A 19172-nucleotide genomic window follows, 5' to 3' on the forward strand; every position below is an offset into this window, starting at 1 on the left:
GGCTGGTCGTATTGAATCAGGTCAGTCTACGCGCCCCGGCGCCGCAATTCGCAAGGCCGGATCAGCCCCTCTTTCAAAGACACCAACGCCTTGTGGGCGTAGTGGGCTGCCCAGCAACGGGCGGATGCCGCCCCCCATCGAAGTCCTGCATATTGGCTGGGCCTGCCATGGACATGGCAAAAGCCAGGGTGGTCGAGGCTTTGTCCGCGCGCGAATAGCTGCCGGTGACACCAGCAAACAGGATGTCGCCCAGATCGGCGAAACGCCCAAACTAACAACCCAGGTCTTCTGGTCGAACTTTGTGGGCTGGTTGGTATTGATCGCATTGGCATGAGAGCCGCCCACTTTGATCTGCACATTGCGGATTGGCCCCGCGGTCCCACTCGCATCCAACGGGCGGATCGCCTCCAACCGGGAGAGCAACCAGTTTTCGGAGGTCGACTGCGGGGCGTCGGGGCGGGGAGGCAAGAAAGAGCGGTAATGACGGGGTGCGGTGTGGCTTTGGAACCAGGCGCACGCAGATGAAATTGACCCGATTGACTGACGGCCTGAAGGCATAGCATGGCGGGCGCGCTACCCCAGGTCATCCAGTCTCAGCACGTCTTCAATCTGTCTCTCCCCCGCCCGGTTCTTCCTCCTGCGGACTACCCTCTTCGGCCGAACTGCCGCGGTCGCGGTATGGGGGGCGCTCGGGGGCGTGCTGGATCTCTGCTGCAGGTTTGCAGGAATCGTTACCTCGCGTGCAGCTGCGGCTACATTTTCGCAAACGACTGGCGCAGAAGATGATTTCGCCTGTTGCCGCTGCTATCGGCTGATCCCATGAGGCTAGCGGCTTTTGTCCCGGCTGCATCTGTCGGTGACAACTCTTCTGCCCGATGCGCTGACGCCTGAGCACGCCTGCCCACATGGGGGGCCAGTGTGGCGTCGTTTTTTTGCGCATTCCGTCGGGCTCTGACAGCCACGCTGCTCGTGCTTGCGAGCATGATGGTGGGCATGCCGGCGGCCTGGGCGATGTCGAATGGCTGTGCTGCGATCAATCAGGCTTGGGGCCCTGGCGTCACGCTGCCCACTCGGTTGGTCGAGCTCATGGACTATAAGTACCAACTCAACCAAGGTGAGATCGTGACCTATTTCGTCCGCTCGCAGGTTGCGCCCGTAGCTGGCGGCAATACGTTCCAGCTCCAGACCCCTGGGGGGAACACGGTCATACTCGACGCCAGCACGAGCCAGGTCCAGGAGGTCAGTGGCGTGCGCTCCGCGCAGTACAATGGCGCTGAGGTTGAGATCACCATGTTCTCCAATCCCGACACCAGCATTTACGCCAAGGTGTCTTGCGAAGGGCGAGAGCCCCAGATCACGTCCATTACCCCGTCGACCACGAACGCTGCCGCTCCCGAATTGCTGGTCATCCGCGGCAAGAACCTGTCCGATACGACCGGCGTGAAGTTTGGCACCTTCGACGGCTCCCCCTATATCCGCTTGTGGAGCCCCGAGCAGCTCGAGGTGCTCCTGCCGGCACAGGCCGTTGGCACGGTTGATGTGGTCGCGCAGTCATCGCAGGGCTACAGTGTTTCGTCAGCCGCGACCAAGGTCTCCTTCGCCCTGGTGCCAAACGCACCGACCATCAGCAGTGCCACCGCGACAGGCACCACAGCCGAGGTCGCCTTCAGCACCCCGTCCAGCAATGGCGCAGCGATCCTGGACTACACTGTGGTCGCCACGCCCGGAAACCGCTCCGTGACCGGCACCGCCAGCCCGCTGAGCATCGCAGGCCTCGATACCGGCACCAGCTATACTTTTGCGGTGACAGCGCGAAACGTTATCGGCAGCAGTGCGGCCTCAGTCGCGAGCGGCTCCGTGCTGATCAAGACACAGCAATCGATTACCTTTGCGCCGCCGGCCGCCATCGCCTTTGGCACCACTAGCACTGTGACAGCCAATGCCAGTTCTGGCCTCGATGTCAGTTTCTCGACCAGCACGCCCGCGATCTGCCAGGTCGATACCCGCGGGGTCGTCACTCCGGTTCTGGCCGGCGACTGTGTCATCCACGCGGACCAAGCCGGCGACAGCACGACCGCGCCTGCGCCCCGTGTGACACAGACCCTTGTGATCACGGCGGTGGTGCCGCAGGCGCCGGTGCTGACGGGCGTCACGCCCGGCAATGGCTCTGCCACCGTCGCGTTCACAGCCCCCAGCTTCACCGGCGGCGTCGCGCTTGGCGCCTATCGCGTCACCGCTACGCCGGGCGGCGCCATTATGGATGGCGCATCGAGCCCGATCACCGTGTCCGGCTTGACCAATGGCATCGCCTACCGGTTCAGCGTGACCGCCTCCAATGCCGCCGGGACCAGCGGCCCGTCCAATCAAAGCGGCGAGATGACGCCCAAGGCGACGCAAACCATCACCCTGTCCGACCCCGGGACGGTGCGTGTCTCCGATAGTGTCACCATCACCGCCACTGCCAGTTCGGGCATGACAGTGGCGCTCAGCACGCTCAGCCCAACCATCTGTACGATTGCGCCGACCGGCGTCGTCACACTGCTACGGGCGGGGACCTGTAGCATCGCCGGACAGCAGGCCGGTGACCAGAGCGTTGAGCCCGCCGCGCAGGTCAATCGCGACTTCACCGTGCTCGCCACGCTGCCAGGGGCGCCAACTCAGGTGACTGCCGTCGCCACACAAGGCCAGGCCACAGTCAGCTTCACCGCACCCGCCTTTACCGGCGGCGTCGACATCGACAGCTATACCGTCACGGCCAGTCCGGGTGGCGCCCGCGCAACCGGAACCACCAGCCCCATTACCGTGTTGGGGCTGACCGATGGCACCGACTACAGCTTTGTGGTCACCGCGGCCAACCGCGTCGGCACCGGCGCGGCGTCCGATCCCAGCGGCACGATCACGCCCAAGAGCCCGCAGACCATAAGCCTGTCCGATCCCGGCGGGGTTCCCTTCGGCCCGGCCGTCACGCTGGTCGCCAGCGCCAGCTCCCGCCTGGCCCTGGCCTTTGCCACCACCACGCCAGCGATCTGCACGGTCAATGCATCGGGCGTTGTCAGCCTGGTCAGCCCGGGCCTCTGCACCATCACGGCCGACCAGCCTGGCGACCGGGCATTCCTGCCCGCGCCGCAAGTCTCGGTCAGCTTTCAGGCGCAGGCCGTCGTGGCGGACGCGCCGACCCAGGTGAGCGTTCGGGCCGGCGATCGCCAGGTTGAAGTGAGCTTTGTCGCACCCGCCTTTACTGGCGGCAGCCCGGTCTCGCGCTATACGGTGACAGCCCAGCCTGGCGGGGCCACGGCGTCCAACGCGACCAGCCCCATCATCTTGGCGGGCCTCAGCAATGGCGTCGCCTATAGCGTCACCGTCACCGCCATCAATGGGGTGGGCACCGGGCGGGCCTCGCTGGCCAGCGCTGCAGTCACCCCGCAGGCCAGCCAGGTGATCAACTTCACCAATCCCGGCCCGCAGATCATTGGCGCGCCGCTGACTCTGACGGCCAATAGCAATGCCGGCCTGCCCATCAGTTTTACATCCCGCTCGCCGGCTGTGTGCACCACCACCGTGGGCGGGGCGGTCACCCTGCTGGCCGCCGGCTCTTGCGTGATCGACGCCGCGCAGCCCGGCGACGCCGCCAACCTGCCGGCAGTCACGGTCAACCAGACGTTCCAGGTGTCGGCAACCCAACTCACGCTGGGGCCGACCGGCGGGGCCCTGGCGACGGCGATGATCGGCAATGCCTATAGCGTGCAACTGACCGCGAGCGGGCAGTCGGGGGCGCTCGTCTGGTCGCTGCGCTCGGGGCGCTTGCCCGACGGTCTCACGCTCAGCGCGACCACGGGCCTGATCAGCGGCACGCCGCTCCCCTCGGCGCTCGGAACGCAGAGTTTTGAGGTCGCTGTCACCGACCAAACCGGTGGCGGGGGGACCAGCGCCAGCTTTTCCATTCTCGTCACACCGCGCGAGATCGCCGCGCCGGCGCGCAGCATTGCCGTACCGAGCGGAAGCACCCCACCGCGCCTTGACCTCGCTGCCGGGGCAACGGGCGGCCCCTTCTCCAGCGCCCAGATTGTCTCTGTCGAGCCAGATTTTTCCGGCACGGCCGCGATCATCGCCGCGCCCTCCGTGCTGCAGTTCACGCCCAATCCAAAATACACCGGCGACGCCATCGTCCGCTACACGCTGACCAGTGCTCTCGGCACATCTACGCTGTTCACCGTCACCTATTCCCTGTCCGCTGACGTGGCCAAGGTCACCGCAGAACTCACCCAGATGCGCGACCAGTTCCTCACCACGCGGTCCAATCTATGGGTTTCGGGCATCTCCGTGCCAAACCTGCAGGATCGCATGAGCGCGCTCACCGCGAGCCAGCCCGGCACGGTGTCGCTGTCGCCCACTGCGGGCAATTCGCTCACCCTGGCCTATGCCGCCAGCACGCAGAACGCGGCAGTGGGTGCCGCCGAGAGCCTCGCCAACACACCGGTCGATGATGGCGGCCTGCGGTTCTGGATTGATGGCAGCAACACCATCCACGTGCGGACCGGCAATGCCGGCGAGCGCTGGGGCAGTGCCGCCGCGCTCTCGCTGGGCGCCGACATGCTGGCCGCCAAGAACCTGCTGCTGGGCGTTTCTGTTCATGCCGACTGGATGGACGACCAGATGGGGAGCGCGCGCAGCAAGGGCAATGGCCTTGCGGCCGGGCCCTATCTGTCCGCCGAACTGTCGGAAAACCTCTATCTCGATGCCGGCCTGATCTATGGGCAAAGCTGGAACACGCTTACCGACGGCTTTTTCGCCGGCACGTTTGGCAGCACCCGCTGGCTGGCCAGGGCCGGACTCAGCGGCAGCGTTGCGCTCACCGATGATCTGACCCTGCTGCCCAAGGTCGCGCTTTTCTACCTGCGCGAAGATCCCCAGGGCTATGTGGCCACCAATGCTGGCGGCACCCAGGTCACCATCCAGCCCATGTTGCTCGAACAATTGCGCGCCAATGCCGGGGCCACGCTGCGCTATCGGCTGTTGACCGACACGGGCCTGACCATCCAGCCCTTTGTCGAGATTGACCTGGGCACGGCGCTGTCGGCCGGCAAGGTCACTCAATCCGTCACGTTTGGCGGCGGTGTGGATCTGAGGGGCGGTGGCAACTGGACAATTGGCCTGTCCAGCAAACTCTACACCGCCAACAACGGCATGACCTCCGTCTCTGCTCAGGTGAGGCTGGGCTTGGGTTTCTAGCAGAGATTGCAAGCCCCCGACCTTCGTATTATCAAGGCACGGCATTGATTTAGCCACCCGAGGTGCAGGGGAGAGTTTGATCTTGGGCCTGCCGCATTCGACGCTGGATACACTTGGACTGCCCGATGCCGACGCTGTCTCTGCCTGGCAGGAGAGCATCGGCGTGATGTTCGACACGCGGCTCAATGCTGGCGTCGACCCGTCGTTTCGGGCTGAGGTCGACGGTTTCCTGCTCGGCGATCTAGCGCTCGGGCGCTGCAGTGCACCCGCGCAATGGTTCGACCGTTCGCGCCGCAAGATCGAGCGCGACAATCTCGACCACATCATGCTGCAGTTCTATCTTGAGGGCAGCTGCGGTCGGCGCGATGGCAGTTCGGACGAGGTGACCCGTCCGGGCGATCTTTGGGTCACGGACCTCGCCCAGCCGCTGGCATCCGGCACAACGGCTTTCTCCAACCTCAACATCGTCCTCCCGCGCAGGATCATTGCGCCGCTGCTGAGCCAGCCGCAGTCGCACCACATGCGTGTGCTCCCCGGGCAGGACCCGCTGGTCAAGCTGTTGCGCAGCCATATGCTGGCCCTGATCTCAACGGCGCCCGAAATGCGCGAGGACGACGCGGTATCGGTCCTGAGCCCCACCATTGCTCTGGCGGCCGCTGCGCTCAACGGGGTGGTCGATGAGGCTGGCGCCGCGCCGGTCGCATCGGCGATCATGGGCAGTATCCGCCGCCATATCGAACACCACCTGGCCAATCCCGCACTGTCGGCCAGCGCCGTGGCCCAGTTGTTCGGCATGTCCGAGCGCAAGCTCTATTATCTCTTCGAGCCCTTTGGGGGCTTTGCCACCTATGTTCAGGACCGGCGGCTGCAACGCTGCTACGAGGCGCTGATCGACCCCGATCTGCATCGGCTGAGCATCGCCGAGATCGCGGAATCGATGGGGTTCCTGCACCCCAAGAGCTTCAGCCGCGCCTTCAGCCGCAAGATGGGCATGACTGCCCGCGAAGTTCGCGCCGCTGCAGGCCAGCGCGACACCGTGCCTCTTGGGCGGCAGAACGGCGATCAATGGTGGTCCTGGATCAACCAGATGCGGTAACGCGCTGAACGCAGGCCAGCACGCCGAACCCAGTGCGACAAACCGGCCCCTGAAGGGTCTGCGCGATGACGAGTTGTTGCAGAGCTATGGCGTTGTTCGATTGCACGCAAGAAACGGTCAGTTCGCTCTTGCCGCCAGTGAGCCGCAGGCACAGCCGCAAACGAGTTGACGTACTTTCCAGTCGCTTTTGGAAAGAAGTCTATGGAATGGGCGAATGAACAAGGCTGGTTCGGGAGTTCTGCGTCTTCGTCGGCCCGTCCGGCTGCAGCAAGTCCACCTTGCTGCGCATGATCGCCGGGCTCGAGGCCATCGACGGTTGCGACCTGATCCTCAACGACCAGCGCATCAACGACCTGCCGCCCGACCAGCTATGTGGACATCGACGTTCGCTCGACCGACGGGCGCGACCATGCCGTCAGCGTCTATTACGACTGGTCGGCCAACTGGTCTGTCGGCGAGGCCGAGACCGAATTGAGTTGGGGTCGGCATCGCGCCGGCCCGGTCGAGGCCCTGTTCGTGGGCGCTGCCGAACAGCGGCCCTTGAAGCGGTCAGGCGACGAGGTGCAGATCGAATGGGGCTATCTGTTTGTCTCGTCACAGCCCGACTTTGTCGTGGCCAGTGCCTTCGGTGACTCCACCACGCTGCTGGAGGAAAGTGGGAATATGTTGATCCTGGCTGGGGCGCTGGCACAGCGGACCGGCAGCACTGCCCTAGCGGAGGAATTCTGGAGCGAAATTGCCACCTGGGCGCAATACCTGCTGGACAGTGGGCTCGACCCCGAAAACCAGCTCTGCACCGACGACTTCGCTGGCCATATGCCGCACAATGCCAACCTTGCGATCAAGGCTATCCTGGGCATCGGCGCCTTTGGGCAGCTCTGCGAAAAGCTGGGCAAGATGGACGAGGCCCGCCACTATCTGGCAACGGCCAAGGCGTGGGCCACCCAGTGGCGGGAATTGGCCGATGACGGGGCCGGGTATCGCCTGGCCTTTGACCAGCCTGGCACGTGGAGCCAGAAATATAACCTGGTTTGGGACCGCATCCTCGGGCTCGACCTATTTGACGGGCGCATCGCCGACACGGAGATGGCGCTCTATCGCGGCAAGCTCAACGCCTATGGTCTGCCGCTGGACAGCCGTAAAGCCTATACCAAGCTGGACTGGCTGGTCTGGTCGGCCTGTCTCACCGGCAAGCAGGACGACTTCAATGCCATCCTCGCCCCCTTGGCGGATTGGCTGGATGCTGCACCGCAACGCGTTCCATTGTCCGATTGGTTCCAAACAGACACCGGCAAACAACCCAATGGCCATGGGTTCTGGGCACGCTCGGTGGTTGGTGGCGTCTTCATCAAGCTCATGATCGACACTAGGCGACGCGAAGTAGGGTAGCGCTCACATATATCGTGGCCACGTCTCATCTCGCCGATTGTACTCTCGTTGGAGAGAGCAGGTAGTTGCAGGCGCCGACCGAATGGCTGCTTTCCGACATGCGGCCCCGAAAACGAACCGGCCGCAATCGGCCCCATTTCAGCCGTCGGCACCGGCAATCCAGGCGTCCGCTATCGCGTATGCGTTGCCGAAACCTGCCACTCTGCTAACGGCCCCATTCTTGCCGTTGTACGGGCCCTGCTGAATGGCTGAAAGGGGGCCGGCAGCGGAATGACGGCTTTGCTGCGAACACGCACGACTAGCGGACGCGACGATGTCGGCATCGAAACCGGGCCTGCACGGCGCATCTCGTTACCGCGTCGTCTTTCATAAAGCGCAATCAGCTTGCTGGTATAGCGCTTGCCACCAAGCTTCCTGCAAGCCGGCGTCTTTGCCCCAGGGCTCGCAGCCCTTGCCAATGCTTGGAGCGTCCGCGAACATCAAGGACCCTGCTGAACGCGCCACCACCGTACCATCAGCCGCAGTTCAAGCCAGGTAGCGCAGAAAACTGGCCAGCGGCAGCGTCGAGGCGGCAACGGCGCGGCGGGCTTCGCCGATAACGTCGGAGATCAGCATGTCGGGCTTGGTCAGCGGCATGCGACCGGGAACGTCATATTTGTCGAGATCGATCTTGTCGCGCAGTGCCCCAAGGATCGACTGGGGCAGATTGCCGCCCAAGATGATCTTTTGTGGATTGACCAACTGCACCACGGCGCTCAGCGGCCAGGATACCACCTCGGCCCGGCTGTCGATCCAGTCGAGCAGCACGGGGTTGCGGTCGGCAAAGAGGCTTTCAAGTCGTTGGAGATCGAGTTCGGCCGGGGAGCAGCCCAGCGTAATGGCCAGATCGGTGACGCTGGGACGGGGACCGGGTTCTGGCACCATGCCGCCAATATTGCCCGCCTGGTTGAAGCCGCCGCGCACGATCCGGCTGCGATCAAAGATCTGCCCGCCGACGCCGTCGGCACAGGCCAAATGAAACAGCACCTGGCCGAAAAGGCTTGGGAGCAAGGCCGACTGCATCACGTCGGCGCGCGACGAAGCGACAACTTCTGAATCGGGAAAGCGCGCGCGCAAGGCAAGACGGACCTGTTCATAGGGCACCATGGCCTGGCGCGGGGTGACCTCAAGGATATCTTCGCTGGCCGAGAAGATGGCTGGTACGAACATGCCGATATCGCTGGCCGGGCCGGCATGGCGCTGCGCTGCCTCAACCAATGCCAGCGACTGCACCACGATGGCCTCGCCACTCTCGGCCAGGGGTTCATGCGGCGAGGTCCAGACGGCGTCCAGGCTAAGATTGGAGACCGCCGCATAGGCGCCGCGTGTCGACAGGTTCAAACCGACAAACCGCACGCTGTCGGCCTGCAGCCCGATGCGGATTGCCGGCTGTCCGCTGCGGCCATTGGCAGGGGTTTCGCGCGCCTCATGCACCAGGCCGGCATCGCCCAGCTTGGCCAGCGCCTTGCTGACGGCACCCTTGGAAAGGCCCAGGCTACGGGCAATTTCGATCCGCGACAGGCCAGCCCGATTGCGGATGGCGACGAAAATAGCGCGCTCCATCTCGCTCAGATTGAGGGATCGCAAATTGCCGATCGATCGGTCCAGGGGCGTCACCATAAGCACTCGTCATAAAAGCGTTACGATAAGTTTCTATTGAAAACTTATTAAGTTCACGATGGAAACCAAAGGCACCTTTGTGGCATACCTTGCGGCGACCGATATTGGAATGCGCTTCGACACTTTCGAAGCCCTCAAAGGCGTGAGCTTTACCGCCGAACGCGGCGAGTTCATCACCCTGCTCGGTCCGTCCGGCTGCGGCAAGACCACGCTGCTCAATATCGTGGCCGGGTTTCTCAAACCGACGCGGGGCGCACTGACGCTGGACGGCGCCGACCTGCTGCCAATTCCCCCGGAACGGCGCGACTCGGCCATGTGCTTTCAGTCCTATGCGCTGTTTCCCCATCTCAGTGTGCGCGACAACATCGCCTTCGGACCGCGGCAGAAGGGGCTGACCGCGACCGAGGTCGCCAAACGGGTCAATGATCTGCTGGCCCAGATGGCGCTCGACGCTCATGCCGGCAAGCTGCCCAATGCGCTTTCAGGCGGCCAACAGCAGCGCGTGGCTCTAGCGCGTGCCCTGGCAGTCGGCCCGGGCCTGGTGCTGTTTGACGAGCCGCTGTCCAATCTTGACGCCAAGCTGCGCGACCAGGTGCGCACCGAGATCCGTGCCCTGCAGCGTCGGGTCGGCTTCACCGCGCTCTATGTTACCCATGACCAGGCCGAGGCCCTAGCGCTGTCCGACCGCATCCTGCTGCTCAATAACGGCGTCATCGAGCAGGAAGGCGCACCCCGCGACATCTATTTCAAGCCGCGCACCCGCTTTGTCGCCGACTTCATCGGTGCCGCCAACCTGCATGCCGGTATTGCTGAAGCTGGCGCGTTGGCCACGCCATTTGGCCCGCTGACGGGAGCAGGGGTGGCCACCGGGGCCGTGACCATATGCTGGCGCCCGGAAATGGCCCGGCTTGGACCCGCCGGCGTCAACAGCCTGGCCGGCATCGTGTCGTCGTCGGCCTTTCAGGGCGCCTATACCGATGTATTTGTCGACGCGGCGGGCCAGACGGTCCGTCTGCAACTGCCGGGTGCGGCGCACTTTGCCCCGGGTGAAGCGCTCAGCTTTCACGTGCCGCCCAGCGCCATCACCACCGTCGCTGATACGGCGTCCTGACATGCGGCGCACCCTCTTCGTCCTGCTGCTGTTGGCGCCCGGACTGGGTCTGGTGCTCGCCTTCGTGAGCCTCGTCCTCTATGTGGCCGTATCACAATCCTTCGGGCTCTATAATCTGGGCGGCGACAGCGTCTTTTCGCTGGCGCACTGGCAGGCCATGCTGGGCGAGCGGCGCTATTGGCGGGCCCTGCAATATTCCGCCTATATCGCCGTCACCGCGTCGCTGCTGGCGGTCGCCCTCGCCTATCCGGTGGCTCTGCTGCTGCGCAAGCCGTTCCGCGGTTCGCTGACGCTGTCGGCGCTGATCAAGGCGCCGCTGCTGGTGCCCGGACTGGTCGCTGCCTTCCTCTTCGTCAACGTCATTTCCTACCATGGCATCGTCAACCAGCTGATGCTGTCGCTCGGCTTGTGGGATGCACCGGTGCGCCTGCAGAACGACAAGAATGGCTATGGCGTCATTCTCCTCCAGGTCTGGAAACAACTGCCCTTCGCCTTTCTGCTGCTGTCCGCCGCAGTGCAGGCCTTGCCCGATGCCGTACTGCTGGCGGCGCGCGATCTGGGGGCCGGCCCGCTCGACCGGTTCCGCAAGGTCGTGCTGCCGCTGACCGCGGGCGCCATGCAGGCGGCCCTCGTACTGATCTTTATCGGCGCGGCGGGCGATTTCAGCTTCCAGGCCGTGGCCGGTCCGCCCAGCGTCGACTCCCTGGCGACCCTGATGACTAGCGTGCAAAGCACCCAGGGCGACTGGAACGGCGCGGCCGTGGTTGCGGTCACGCTGATGGCGCTCTCCCTGTTTGGCTCTGCCGCGCTGGCCATTCTGGTGCGTGGCGCCACCCGCCTGGCGAGGGGATAGCCATGTCCGCCAAAATCCTGCAGCGCCTGCTCGTCGCCGTGCTGGTCGCCGTCATGCTGGTCTGGCTGATCGTGCCCTTTGCCATGGCCATCCTGTGGTCGATGGTCGATCCATCGACGGCCTGGACCTATCCCGATCTGCTGCCACCCAAGCTGTCCTTTGAGCGCTGGTGGATCATGTGGCAGACCACGTCGCTGCCCACCGCCATCCTCAATTCCTATTCCCTGGCGCCGATCGCCGCCCTCCTCACCGCCCTGCTGGCGGCGCCGACTGCCTTTGCCTTCGGGCGGCTCGATTTTCCCGGCAAGGGGTTGGCGCAGATCCTGATCCTCGTGCCGCTGGTCATGCCCGGCTTCGTGGTGGCGATTTTCTTTGCCTCCATCCTGCTGCAGATGGGCTTTTTCGCGCGCTACCCGGCCATCCTGTTCGGCCATGTCATCCTTTACCTGCCCTATGCGGTGCGCATCCTCAGCGTCTCGTTCGGCCAGGTGCGCACCGACGTGGTCAATGCCGCGCGCGATCTGGGTGCATCGCCCTGGCAGGTGTTTCGCGTTGCCTACCTGCCGGTGCTGCGACCGGGCATTTTTGCCGCCTTCCTCGTGGTGTTCATTCTCTCGCTCGAGGAATTTGCTTTGGCCTTCGTGGTCGGCTCGCCCGATTTCACCACCATCCCGACCATTCTCTATTCCTATCTTGGCTACAACTTCATCCGCCCCAATGCGGCAGTTGTGGCCCTGATCCTGGTCGTTCCCAATGTCCTGCTGATGCTCGGGCTGGAACGATTGCTGCAATCGGCCAATCCGGCCTCGGTATCTGGAAAAGGCTGACACCCCATCTCAAGGAGAGACGTCATGCTACGCAAAATCATGCTCGCGGCGACCACCGCGCTGCTTTCGATCGGCCCCGTCATGGCCGCCGACGACCTGCTCACCGCCAGCTGGGACGACGTCATCGCCCAAGCCAAGCAGGAGGGCGAACTCAACTGGTATGTCTGGTATTTCCAGCCCGAGTTCCGCGAACAGGTCAGGGTCTTCGAAGACCTCTATGGCATCAAGGTCAATGTGCCCGACGTCACCAGTGGCGACGATGTCAAGAACAAGCTGCTGGCCGAGGCTGGCCGCGAGGTGGGCGATATTGACGTCATCGCGCTTGGCGGTGACGCCGCCAATACGATCGACGTGACCAAGGTCTTCTACGGTCCGATCCTGCCCGTATTGCCAGAGGCAGGTGCGCTCACCGACAAGATCAATGGCGGCGACGGCCAGGGCTACGCGGTCGCCTATTGGGGCAACCAGACCGGCATGGCCTATGACAGCAACCGTGTCGATGTCGCGACCCTGCCCCAGACCCTTGATGAACTGGCCGCCTGGATCGATGCCAATCCTGGCCAGCTCGGCTTCAACTATGAAAAGGGTGGCTCGGGTCCGTCCTTCATCCACAATATTGCCCGCAATATCTTGGGCATTGCCCCCGACGCCGTGATCGACGCCGTCCCTGACTTGGCCCCGGTCTGGGACTGGTTCAATGCGCGGGAAGACAAGTTCGTCATCACCGGTTCCAATGCCGACAGCCTGACGCGCCTCAACAGCGGCGAGTTCCTCATGGTCCCGGCTTGGGAGGACATGCTGTTCTCGCTCCAAACCAAGAATGAAGTGGGCAGCCAGATCAAGCTCTACGTCCCCGATTGGGGTATGAACGGTGGCGGCAATATCGTTGCCATTCCGGCCAATGCGCCCAACAAGGCCGCCGCGCTGCTCTTCGTCTCCTGGCTGACTTCGGCCGATACCCAGACTGCCTTCAACCAGCGCTTTGGCACCGCCCCGGCCAATAGCAATGCCGACAGCAGCAAGGCCCTGGTCTCGGCCGCTGAGCGCGCCAATACGCGCCTCTGGACCATGCCCATCAACAGCAACGACGTGGTGCCTGCCTTCATCGAGAACGTCGTGCAGGACTGATCACGTCGCCCATCACAGGCCTGGAGGCAAGTTTGCCTCCAGGCGCCTCCCTCCATAGGTCTGAAAAATAATGGCGCTTATCCTGCCCACCAAAGCCCCCGGGGCCTTCATTGCCCATCGCGGCGCTTCCGCCCACGCCCCCGAAAACACCCTTGCCGCCTACCATCTCGCTGCTGATGCCGGCTTCGGATGGATCGAGGTCGATACCCAGCTCAGCAGCGACGGCAGGGCGGTGATGATGCACGACCCCACCGTCGACCGTACTACCGACGGCCACGGTCATGTCTGCGCACTCGATCTTGCCGCGCTGCGCGACCTTGATGCCGCACGTGTTCTGCCCGGCCAGGCACGCCAGCAGATACCGACCCTCGAAGAGACCATTGCCTGCGTGCTCGATCGCGACCTGGGGCTGGTGCTGGAGATCAAGCCGATCTGGGGCAGCGATATCGAGCACGGCCGCGCCGTCGCCGCCATCGTCGAGGCTATGTGGCCGCGCGACAATGACAAGCTCGTCGTGTCGAGCTTTTCAGCCTCCTGTCTGCTGTCCTTCCGGCGGGTTACTCCCTGGGCGTCGCTGGCGCTTGCAGCCGACGTGGTGGTCGCCAACCCGCGCGACTATATCGACATGCTGGGTGTCTCCGCCTTTCACCTCAACTATCAGTTCGCCCTCGACCAGGGGGTAGATCGCCTACTGGCAACCGGCGCGCAGGTCGCTGTAGCCACCGTCAATGACGCCGACCTGGCCGCCAGGCTGCTGGCGCGCGGCATACACGGGATTATGACTGACCGCATCGACGTCATGACGGCCAACACGTGACGCGGGCCGTCCGCATTGGCACGATCCTCGACGAGGCTGCCTCCCCGGCGTTGCATTGGTTTGCGCGCCGGGCCAGCCTGACGGTGGACGAAAAGCCGGGACGGCAATTCGCCACTGAGGCGGACCACTCCGTCTAGCGGCTGATCCGCGCCAGCATTGACCAATGGTTTCCCGGCGATGCCGTCCTGGGCGAGGAGCTGGGTGGAGAAATTGCTGGTCTGACCTGGGTGATCGACCCCATCGACGGCACCTCCAATTTTCTCAACGGCCTGCCGATCTGGGGCGTTTCCATCGGATTGATGGATGGACGCGAGCCGCTGCTGGGTGCAATCGCGCTGCCGGCCCTGGGCCTGCGCCTGGTCGACGGGACGAGCCTGCCAGCGCTGCCGCCTGCGGGAAGGCCATCCATACCGACAATCGCGGTGGGCTGGAACGCGGGACTGGCAGAGCACGACGAGCGCCACCAACTTGCAACTATACGCGCCCCTGGATTTGAGACAGTCGCATACCGGCTCCTTGATCGATCAACGTTCTCGTCAATTGTCAGTGATACCCAGAGTTCGCCATCGGCTGCTGCAAGAAGATCGCGGGCACGACGAGCAACAGCAAGGTCACGCGTTCCAAGGGCGTCGCGAACAAATGGTGCCCGCAGGTCAAGCGAGACTAGGGAAGTTGGAATGCGCCGGTAGTAAACCCAGCTATGGCCACGACGCTTCAGGTCCCGATCCAGGTGGTCGAATTCGCCCATCGGTTCTCGCGAACCGTCGTCATGCGTATCACGGTTTGTGGCGCATTTTGTAGCACAGATTCGACGAAAATAGAGCCGGATGCTAGCCGCTGGCGCAAAAAAACCAGCGTTTTCAGTCGTTTGGGTGACGTTGAAAATGGAGCGGGTGAAGGGAATCGAACCCTCGTCATCAGCTTGGGAAGCTGCTTCTCTACCATTGAGATACACCCGCAACGCGCCGATAGATGCTGGAAATCGGGCAGGGCGTCAAGGCTCTCGCGCGCCGATCAGCACAGGGTCGGCAAAGCGGGCTAGGCCGGCCTATTCGACATAGGGCCGGAAATGCTTGGAGAGCTTGAGCGTCTGCGCCTGGTAGTTTGAGCCCAGGGCCGAGCCATAGAGCCGGTCGGGCGCTTCGGCGAGCCGTTCATAGATCAGCCGGCCAATGGTCTGGCCGTGGCCGAGCAGGAACGGCACTTCGCGGCTGCGCACTTCGAGCACCGCGCGGCTGCCCGTGCCGCCGGCCGAGGAATGGCCAAAGCCGGGGTCAAAAAAGCCCGCGTAATGCACGCGGAACTCGCCCACCAGCGGATCAAACGGCAGCATTTCAGCCGCATGAGTTGGCGGCACATGCACCGCCTCATCGCTCACCAGAATGTAGAATTCGTCGGGGTCGAGGATCAACTCCTCGCGCCCGCGGTTGAACAGCGGCTCCCAGAACTCATGCACATCGAGCGCGTTCTTCTTGTCGACATCCACTACGGCCGTGTGGCGCTTGGAGCGGAAGCCGACGAGGCCCTTGCGGCCGGCGCCCTTGAGATCGATCGAGAGGGCGACGCCCTCGCCCACCGGCACCGCATTGTCATAGACCAGCGTATCGCTGGCATGCAGCGCGATGTGTTCGGCCACGGTCAGCCGGTTGTCGCCGCGCCGGAAGCGCATCTGGCTCAGCCGCGAGCCGGTGCGCACCAGAACGGGGAAGGTACGCGGGCTGACTTCGAGGTAAAGCGGACCGCTATAGCCGGCCGGCATCTGGTCAAAACCACGGGCGCGGTCGCCGATGACGCGGGTGAACACGTCCAGCCGCCCGGTCGAGCTCTTGGGATTGGCCGAGGCGCTGACCTCGTCGGGCAGGTTGAGCGCTTCCTGCAGGGGGACGAGATAGACGCAGCCGCGTTCAAGCACCGCGCCGCGCGTCAGATCGATCTCATGTAGCTTGAGGGCCTCGATGCGCTCGGCCACCGAATGGCTGGGGCCGGGCAGGAAGCTCGACCGCACGCGGTAGGCCACGTCGCCCAGGCGCAGGTCGAGACTGGCCGGTTGCACCTGATCGGCATCAAAGGGGCGGGCAGCCGCGATGGCGCCCCGCTTGTGCAGCAGCTCGATCAGCCGGGCGGTGAAGACGCCCTGCGGCCAGCTCTCTTGCTTGTCCATGCTCACGCGTTTCCCGATGCCTTGTGTGTTCCTATCAATCCCTGCAATTGACGCCAACCGGCAATTGGCCTTAGATCACAGCCAGTGGTGATTTGGCCGGTCGCTTGCAGCCACTTTAAACAAATTGCTAAAGACCGTTTGGGAACCGGCCGCCTGTTGCGCGCCGGTTTTTTGTTATGAAAGTGCGATCATGTCCAAGGCCAACAACCCTTTGAACGATCCTGCCCGCCGGGCGCCCGATACGCAGTTGGTCCATGACGGCGCGACCCGCACCGCTTTCAACGAAACCAGCGAAGCGCTGTTTCTCAACTCCGGCTATAGCTATCCCAGCTCCGATCATGCCGAGCGGCTGTTCAAGGGCGAGATCCCGGGCGCGCATAACTACTCGCGCTTTGCCAATCCCACTGTCGACATTTTCCAGAACCGCATGGCCCTGCTCGAAGGCGCCGAGGCGGCGCGCGGTTTTGCCACCGGCATGGCCGCTGTCACCAATGCGGTGATGAGCCAGGTGCGCGCCGGCGATCACATTGTGGCCAGCCGGGCGCTGTTTGGCGGCTGTCGCTTCGTGGTCGAGGACTTCATGCCCCGCTATGGCGTCAGCTCGACACTGGTCGACGGGCGCGACCCCGCCAATTTTGCCGCCGCCATGCAGCCCAATACCAAGGTTGTCTTCATCGAGACGCCGACCAATCCGACGCTGGAACTGGTCGATATCCGGGCCGTGGCCGATATCGCCCATGCCCATGGCGCCGTGCTGATCGTCGACAATGTCTTTGCCACCGCGCTCTACCAGAAGCCCCTCGCGCTGGGCGCGGACCTGGTCACCTATTCGGCCACCAAGCATATTGACGGCCAGGGCCGCGTGCTGGGCGGCATCGTACTGGGCTCCAAAAAGCTCATCGAGGGTGATCTGCATACCTTCCTGCGCCAGACCGGTGCGTCACTGAGCCCTTTCAATGCCTGGGTGCTGCTCAAGGGGCTGGAAACCCTGCCGCTGCGCGTGCGGCAGATGACGGCCAGCGCCACCGCGGTGGCCGAAGCCTTGGCCGGCCACCCCAAGGTGGAGCGGGTGATCTATCCGCATCACCCCAGCCATCCGCAATATGACCTGGCCAAGCGTCAGATGACCGCCGGCTCGACCCTGGTGGCCATGGAAATCAAGGGCGGGCAGGAGGCAGCGTTCGCCCTGTCGGATTCCCTGGCCGTGATCCTGATCTCCAACAATCTGGGCGACGCCAAATCGCTCATCACCCATCCGGCCACCACCACCCATGCGCGCCTGACCGAGGCGGCGCGCCTCGAGGTCGGGGTGACCTCGGGCCTGCTGCGCCTGTCGGTGGGGCTCGAGGCCAGTGACGATCTGGTAGCGGATCTGCTCTATGGTCTGGACCAGATCTAGGAGGAGACGCGCTTGCGGCTGACGGTTTGGCTATCGGGATTGGCGCTGGTCGCAGGCCTCGCCGCGGCGCCGGCCCTGGGCCAGGCGCTGCCCTATCACGCCGACCCTTCCGCCCGCGATATCGTGCCATCGGCATCTGCCGTGCCCGCCATTCGCTTTCTGACCACCGCAGACTTTCCGCCGTTCAACTTCCGCGATGCGACCGGCGCGCTGATCGGCTTCAACATCGATCTGGCCAAGGCCATCTGCGAAGAGGCCAAGGCGGCCTGCACCATCCAGGCCTGGCCCTGGGAAATGGTTGCCGACGCACTGTCAGACAATCAGGGCGATGCGCTGATCGCTGGGCTCGACATGTCACCGGCCAATGGTGCGCTGTTTGATTTTTCGGCGGTCTATATCGCCTTGCCGGGGCGCTTTGTGACGCGGCTGGCTGATGCCACAAATTTCAGTGCCGACAAGCTCGCCGGCAAGACGGTGGCCGTGCGGCGCGGCACCGCCCATGCCGCTTTCATGGCGCGCTATCTGCCGGATGTGAAGCTGGCGAATTTTGACACCGAACTCGATGCCCTGGCCGCTGTCGAGACCAATCAGGCCGATGCCTTCTTCGGCGATGCCATGCGCGCCTCGTTCTGGCTCAATGAGCATCTTGATTGCTGCAGCTTTGCCGGCGACGCCTATTTCCGGCCGCGCCAGTTCGGCGAGGGCCTGTCGATCGCCGTGCCCGCCGGCAGCGAGGCCATGCGCCATGTCATCGACTGGGCGCTGGTGCGCCTCAAAGACAATGGCGTGCTCGACGAGCTCTATCTGCGCTGGTTCCCGGTGGGCTTCTACTGAACCGCAGCCAGCCGTGATCGCCGGCCGATCAGAAATTCTGCGATGAGCAGATTGGGCACCCAGCACAGCCAGGCGATGGCCGAATAGGCCCCGGCGAACTCCAGACCGGCGACCATCGACACTGGCAGGTAGAGCCGCAGCGTCACCGCGGCCAGCGTCAGGGCAATCGAGCGGATCATCCACACGCGATGTCCGGCAAGATTGCCGGCCATGGCCGAGCGGATGCCGGCGGCGGTGGTGGCCACCCAGAGCACGGCCAGAAGGGCAAAGCCGGCTGCGGCAACCGGGCCAGCAGTGGTGGTCAGAGCAAGCCAGAGCCCGCCCAAGCCGCTCAGCAGCACCGCCACGCCATAGACCCGCCCCAGCAGGCGATGGATGGCGCGATGCCTGTCGCGCAGGCCGCGCCAGAGCTGAAACGGCACCAGGGCAAGCGCCACCGGGGCGAGGCCCACATGGGTGAAAAAGGCCAATGGGCGCAAAGTGGCGTGATAGGCCACCGTGGGCATGGTCAGCTCCACGCCGGCGATGAGAAAACGCCACGACACCAGGGCGACGCCCATGCACAGCACCCAGAACACCACATTGCGCACAGCGCCCAAGCTCGATACCAACACGAGAGTTCACCCGATCTGATTGCAGCTTGACACTGTAAAGCAGCTTGGCTTGACA

15 protein-coding genes, 1 tRNA gene, 1 pseudogene and 1 riboswitch are annotated in these 19172 nt (G+C 64.0%); of the genes and pseudogenes, 13 read left to right on the top strand and 4 right to left on the bottom strand.

Going from position 1 to position 19172, the window contains the following annotated elements:
- Nucleotides 1-124: 124 nt before the first annotated feature.
- From E8M79_RS05430 to E8M79_RS05450, 5 genes and pseudogenes are all read left to right on the top strand, one after another.
- Nucleotides 125-334, top strand: coding sequence for a hypothetical protein (locus E8M79_RS05430; protein ID WP_137150941.1), 210 nt, complete (start codon nucleotides 125-127; stop codon nucleotides 332-334).
- A 752-nt stretch (nucleotides 335-1086) separates the two neighbouring features.
- Nucleotides 1087-5229 carry a fibronectin type III domain-containing protein gene (locus E8M79_RS05435; protein WP_171015736.1) on the top strand — a complete coding sequence of 1381 codons (4143 nt, stop codon included), beginning with the start codon at nucleotides 1087-1089 and terminating at the stop codon, nucleotides 5227-5229.
- Between the two features lie 82 nt (nucleotides 5230-5311).
- The gene (locus tag E8M79_RS05440; RefSeq protein ID WP_137150943.1) at nucleotides 5312-6325 is read left to right on the top strand and encodes a helix-turn-helix domain-containing protein; all 1014 of its coding nucleotides are present in this window, start codon (nucleotides 5312-5314) and stop codon (nucleotides 6323-6325) included.
- A gap of 233 nt (nucleotides 6326-6558) precedes the next feature.
- A pseudogene (locus tag E8M79_RS18550) lies at nucleotides 6559-6693 on the top strand (ATP-binding cassette domain-containing protein); the annotation flags it as partial.
- Nucleotides 6694-6697: 4 nt separating this feature from the next.
- Nucleotides 6698-7714 carry a DUF1793 domain-containing protein gene (locus E8M79_RS05450; RefSeq protein WP_137150944.1) on the top strand — a complete coding sequence of 339 codons (1017 nt, stop codon included), beginning with the start codon at nucleotides 6698-6700 and terminating at the stop codon, nucleotides 7712-7714.
- Between the two features lie 525 nt (nucleotides 7715-8239).
- Here E8M79_RS05450 and E8M79_RS05455 read toward each other — a convergent pair.
- A complete protein-coding gene (locus tag E8M79_RS05455; RefSeq protein WP_137150945.1) occupies nucleotides 8240-9373 on the bottom strand; it encodes an ROK family transcriptional regulator in 1134 nt (377 codons plus the stop codon).
- Between the two features lie 109 nt (nucleotides 9374-9482).
- Here E8M79_RS05455 and E8M79_RS05460 point away from each other — a divergent pair, with 109 nt between their 5' ends.
- From E8M79_RS05460 to E8M79_RS05485, 6 genes are all read left to right on the top strand, one after another.
- Nucleotides 9483-10484, top strand: a complete 1002-nt coding sequence (locus E8M79_RS05460) for an ABC transporter ATP-binding protein (protein WP_137150946.1) — start codon at nucleotides 9483-9485, stop codon at nucleotides 10482-10484.
- A gap of 1 nt (nucleotide 10485) precedes the next feature.
- Nucleotides 10486-11337 (top strand): ABC transporter permease, encoded by an 852-nt coding sequence (locus E8M79_RS05465; protein WP_137150947.1) that lies wholly within the window; start codon nucleotides 10486-10488, stop codon nucleotides 11335-11337.
- Between the two features lie 2 nt (nucleotides 11338-11339).
- The gene (locus E8M79_RS05470) at nucleotides 11340-12164 is read left to right on the top strand and encodes an ABC transporter permease subunit (RefSeq protein ID WP_137150948.1); all 825 of its coding nucleotides are present in this window, start codon (nucleotides 11340-11342) and stop codon (nucleotides 12162-12164) included.
- Between the two features lie 24 nt (nucleotides 12165-12188).
- Complete coding sequence (locus tag E8M79_RS05475) at nucleotides 12189-13292, top strand: extracellular solute-binding protein (protein ID WP_137150949.1); 1104 nt, start codon at nucleotides 12189-12191, stop codon at nucleotides 13290-13292.
- A gap of 70 nt (nucleotides 13293-13362) precedes the next feature.
- Nucleotides 13363-14109, top strand: a complete 747-nt coding sequence (locus tag E8M79_RS05480) for a glycerophosphodiester phosphodiesterase family protein (protein WP_137150950.1) — start codon at nucleotides 13363-13365, stop codon at nucleotides 14107-14109.
- A 143-nt stretch (nucleotides 14110-14252) separates the two neighbouring features.
- Nucleotides 14253-14798 carry an inositol monophosphatase family protein gene (locus tag E8M79_RS05485; protein ID WP_349236046.1) on the top strand — a complete coding sequence of 182 codons (546 nt, stop codon included), beginning with the start codon at nucleotides 14253-14255 and terminating at the stop codon, nucleotides 14796-14798.
- A gap of 196 nt (nucleotides 14799-14994) precedes the next feature.
- On the opposite strand, the gene E8M79_RS05490 is transcribed toward E8M79_RS05485, so the two are convergent.
- Both E8M79_RS05490 and E8M79_RS05495 read right to left on the bottom strand, forming a co-directional pair.
- A tRNA-Gly gene (locus E8M79_RS05490) sits at nucleotides 14995-15068 on the bottom strand.
- Nucleotides 15069-15157: 89 nt separating this feature from the next.
- Complete coding sequence (locus E8M79_RS05495) at nucleotides 15158-16270, bottom strand: 2'-deoxycytidine 5'-triphosphate deaminase (RefSeq protein ID WP_137150951.1); 1113 nt, start codon at nucleotides 16268-16270, stop codon at nucleotides 15158-15160.
- A 74-nt stretch (nucleotides 16271-16344) separates the two neighbouring features.
- Nucleotides 16345-16420: riboswitch (SAM riboswitch) on the top strand.
- A gap of 40 nt (nucleotides 16421-16460) precedes the next feature.
- Between E8M79_RS05495 and metZ the strand changes: the two genes are divergently transcribed.
- Complete coding sequence (gene metZ, locus E8M79_RS05500) at nucleotides 16461-17669, top strand: O-succinylhomoserine sulfhydrylase (RefSeq protein ID WP_137150952.1); 1209 nt, start codon at nucleotides 16461-16463, stop codon at nucleotides 17667-17669.
- A gap of 12 nt (nucleotides 17670-17681) precedes the next feature.
- Nucleotides 17682-18503, top strand: a complete 822-nt coding sequence (locus tag E8M79_RS05505) for a transporter substrate-binding domain-containing protein (RefSeq protein WP_137150953.1) — start codon at nucleotides 17682-17684, stop codon at nucleotides 18501-18503.
- On the opposite strand, the gene E8M79_RS05510 is transcribed toward E8M79_RS05505, so the two are convergent.
- On the bottom strand, nucleotides 18497-19117 hold the full coding sequence (locus E8M79_RS05510; RefSeq protein ID WP_205747883.1) for a DUF2306 domain-containing protein: 621 nt from the start codon (nucleotides 19115-19117) through the stop codon (nucleotides 18497-18499). The genes E8M79_RS05505 and E8M79_RS05510 overlap by 7 nt on opposite strands.
- Nucleotides 19118-19172 lie beyond the last annotated feature (55 nt).

It is taken from the genome of Devosia sp. FKR38 (assembly GCF_005222805.1).
Classification (GTDB): domain Bacteria; phylum Pseudomonadota; class Alphaproteobacteria; order Rhizobiales; family Devosiaceae; genus Devosia.

Coding starts and splice junctions, on each gene's coding strand:
- E8M79_RS05430 (WP_137150941.1), top strand. CDS start 125: ATGCCGCCCCCCATCGAAGTCCTGCATATTGGCTGGGCCTGCCATGGA.
- E8M79_RS05435 (WP_171015736.1), top strand. CDS start 1,087: ATGGACTATAAGTACCAACTCAACCAAGGTGAGATCGTGACCTATTTC.
- E8M79_RS05455 (WP_137150945.1), bottom strand. CDS start 9,373: ATGGTGACGCCCCTGGACCGATCGATCGGCAATTTGCGATCCCTCAAT.
- E8M79_RS05460 (WP_137150946.1), top strand. CDS start 9,483: ATGCGCTTCGACACTTTCGAAGCCCTCAAAGGCGTGAGCTTTACCGCC.
- E8M79_RS05465 (WP_137150947.1), top strand. CDS start 10,486: ATGCGGCGCACCCTCTTCGTCCTGCTGCTGTTGGCGCCCGGACTGGGT.
- E8M79_RS05470 (WP_137150948.1), top strand. CDS start 11,340: ATGTCCGCCAAAATCCTGCAGCGCCTGCTCGTCGCCGTGCTGGTCGCC.
- E8M79_RS05475 (WP_137150949.1), top strand. CDS start 12,189: ATGCTACGCAAAATCATGCTCGCGGCGACCACCGCGCTGCTTTCGATC.
- E8M79_RS05480 (WP_137150950.1), top strand. CDS start 13,363: ATGGCGCTTATCCTGCCCACCAAAGCCCCCGGGGCCTTCATTGCCCAT.
- E8M79_RS05495 (WP_137150951.1), bottom strand. CDS start 16,270: ATGGACAAGCAAGAGAGCTGGCCGCAGGGCGTCTTCACCGCCCGGCTG.
- metZ (WP_137150952.1), top strand. CDS start 16,461: ATGTCCAAGGCCAACAACCCTTTGAACGATCCTGCCCGCCGGGCGCCC.